We start from the raw sequence: 2,221 nt of genomic DNA on the forward strand, positions 1-2,221 counted from the left end.
GTTTTAAAAGCATGTCTATAGTTAAATCAATAGATTAGTGAACGAAGTTTTAGTGCTACTTAAACTTGGCGTTAAGTCCAAGAAGCATTAACTTTTAATTTTAACGAACGAAAGCAGTAAATAATTATTAAGATTTAGGAGCTCTACTCATGAAGCGTCAAGCGGGTTTTACACTCATCGAATTGGTCATGGTTATCGTGATCTTAGGTATTTTGGCAGCCTTTGCATTGCCTCGTTTTGCAGACTTAGGTGGTGAAGCGCGTGCTGCAGCACTTCAAGGTGCTTATGGCGCGATGAGGTCTGCGTCATCCATAGCTCACGCAGACTATTTGGTTCAGGGCGATAACTCCTTGACTGAAATTACAATGGAAGGTCAGGTTATTCAGATGTTGAACGGCTATCCTGAAGCACAAACTGCTGGATCTGAAGGTATTCTTGATGCTGCTCAGATTACTGCTGCTGATTTCGATTTGGGTGGTACTCCAGGCGGTTTAGCAACTTCGACGGTTACAGTGACAGCTTCAGGTGTAACACCAGCTAATGCAGCAACTTGCCGTATTACCTATACAGCTGCTACAGCAAATAATAGCCCAACTATTTCAATTGATGTTACGAATTGTGATTGATTAGTAGTTGTGTGAAAAAGCGCCGGTGGGCGCTTTTTTTCGTTTTTTAAAGGCAAGATTTTTGTCGAACAAGATCATAGCAAACTATTCAAAACAGACTAACCAGCATGGTTTTACCTTGATTGAGCTGGTGATGGTCATCGTGCTCATCGGTGTTCTAAGTGTCGGTGCCAATAGCCTGTTCTCTTCAAAAGACTCCTATGCAGACTACTTAGCCAAGGAAAGGCTTCTTTCTCTTGGTTTACTCGCGCAACAGTTAGCCTTGGGTGTCAGTGCTCAAGAGGTGCAAATAGCGGGTGCGGCACCTATACCGTCGGGAGATCCAGCGGAAATACAGTTTATTCGTACCGCTGGCGGCGACCTGCATTTTACCCTACTGAAGCATCAGCAAAGCGTTCAGACTTATCAACTGGAAACACCTTTGCCCACAATTTCAATAGATGGCCTTGCGCTGGCGTTGGGGGCTACTGTTAGTTTGGCGTGGGATCAAACAGCAAGTATGGACGATGCCGCAAATCACAATGTTACGATCGTTGGTACGAAAACCCATCGTATTTGCTTCTCCTCCTCGGGTTTTGTTTACGAATCGTCGGGGGCATGCCCGTGAGAGCTAATGTTACTCGTTCAAGAAGTTTAAGCCGACAGCAAGGCGTCACCTTGGTTGAACTCGTCATTTCTATTGTGATTCTATCGATTGCTATGGTTGCAGTGCTGAACTCTTTCAGTTTTACCATGAAACATAGTGCTGACCCCCTTTGGAGGAATAAGACCTTAAAGCTGACACAGTTATATTTTGACGAAATATTATCAAAGAATTATGACCACGCTACGCCCGTGGGTGGTGTGCCGATGGTCGCGAGCCCAGGTTGTACAGCAGCAGATCTGGGGCCGGATTCACCCGGGGGCGTCCTGGAAACTCGCTCTGTCTATAACGATGTGGATGACTATGATGGTTTGACAGATGCTCCACCGGTCAGCTTAACTGCAGGTTTAGATAGTTCTTATGACAGTTATAGTGTTTCTATTAGTGTGGCGTGCGATACCGCTAACTTAGTGTCAGCGAGTGCAACGAATCACGCCAAGAAAATAACTATTTCGATAACGCCACCGGGCCAAAGTACGATGACCTTTGCCGCTTATAAGGGGAACTTCTAATGTCGCGCCCCTTAAATGACTCTAAAGGATTTACCTTAATCGAGATGATTGTCACGATTGTCGTGATAGGTATTCTAGGTGTAGGAATTGCCGGATTTATCGGTCGAACTACGGAGGGCATGATCGATGCCTCTGAGCGCGGTAAAATATCTGCCATTGCTTGGGTGGTATCAGAGAAGCTAAGTAGAGAACTACGATTAGCTTTACCGAATAGTATTCAAACGCTTAGTGGCGGCTCATGTATTGAGTTTATTCCCACTGTCGCTGCAACGGACTATTTAAGTGTGCCGATTTTAAGTGGGGCCAGTAGTTTCGAGGTGGTACCTTTTGCTAGCTACGTGGATGCAAGTGTCGATACTAGCCAGGACAGAGTGGCCGTTTATAGTAATGCCGTCAGTGATGTTTATGACCTATCTGGAAGCCAGCGCGTAATTAGTAGC

4 protein-coding genes are annotated in these 2,221 nt (G+C 45.3%); all 4 read left to right on the forward strand.

The genetic code is table 11. From position 1 onward, the window contains the following. Window positions 1-149 precede the first annotated feature (149 nt). The gene (locus A3761_RS28840; protein WP_068566907.1) at window positions 150-626 is read left to right on the forward strand and encodes a prepilin-type N-terminal cleavage/methylation domain-containing protein; all 477 of its coding nucleotides are present in this window, start codon (window positions 150-152) and stop codon (window positions 624-626) included. Window positions 627-687: 61 nt separating this feature from the next. Further along, on the forward strand, window positions 688-1,233 hold the full coding sequence (locus A3761_RS12780) for a type II secretion system protein (RefSeq protein ID WP_068740403.1): 546 nt from the start codon (window positions 688-690) through the stop codon (window positions 1,231-1,233). Then, complete coding sequence (locus tag A3761_RS12785; protein WP_197469704.1) at window positions 1,230-1,781, forward strand: prepilin-type N-terminal cleavage/methylation domain-containing protein; 552 nt, start codon at window positions 1,230-1,232, stop codon at window positions 1,779-1,781. Before A3761_RS12780 ends, A3761_RS12785 begins: the two co-directional genes overlap by 4 nt. Beyond that, the coding region (locus A3761_RS12790) for a type II secretion system protein (protein ID WP_156491827.1) at window positions 1,781-2,221 on the forward strand (441 nt) is incomplete at its 3' end. The genes A3761_RS12785 and A3761_RS12790, both read left to right, overlap by 1 nt.

The organism is Oleiphilus sp. HI0123, from assembly GCF_001635315.1.

What these genes read in the sequence shown, in the direction of transcription:
- A3761_RS28840 (WP_068566907.1), top strand. Translation starts at nt 150, where the DNA reads ATGAAGCGTCAAGCGGGTTTTACACTCATCGAATTGGTCATGGTTATC.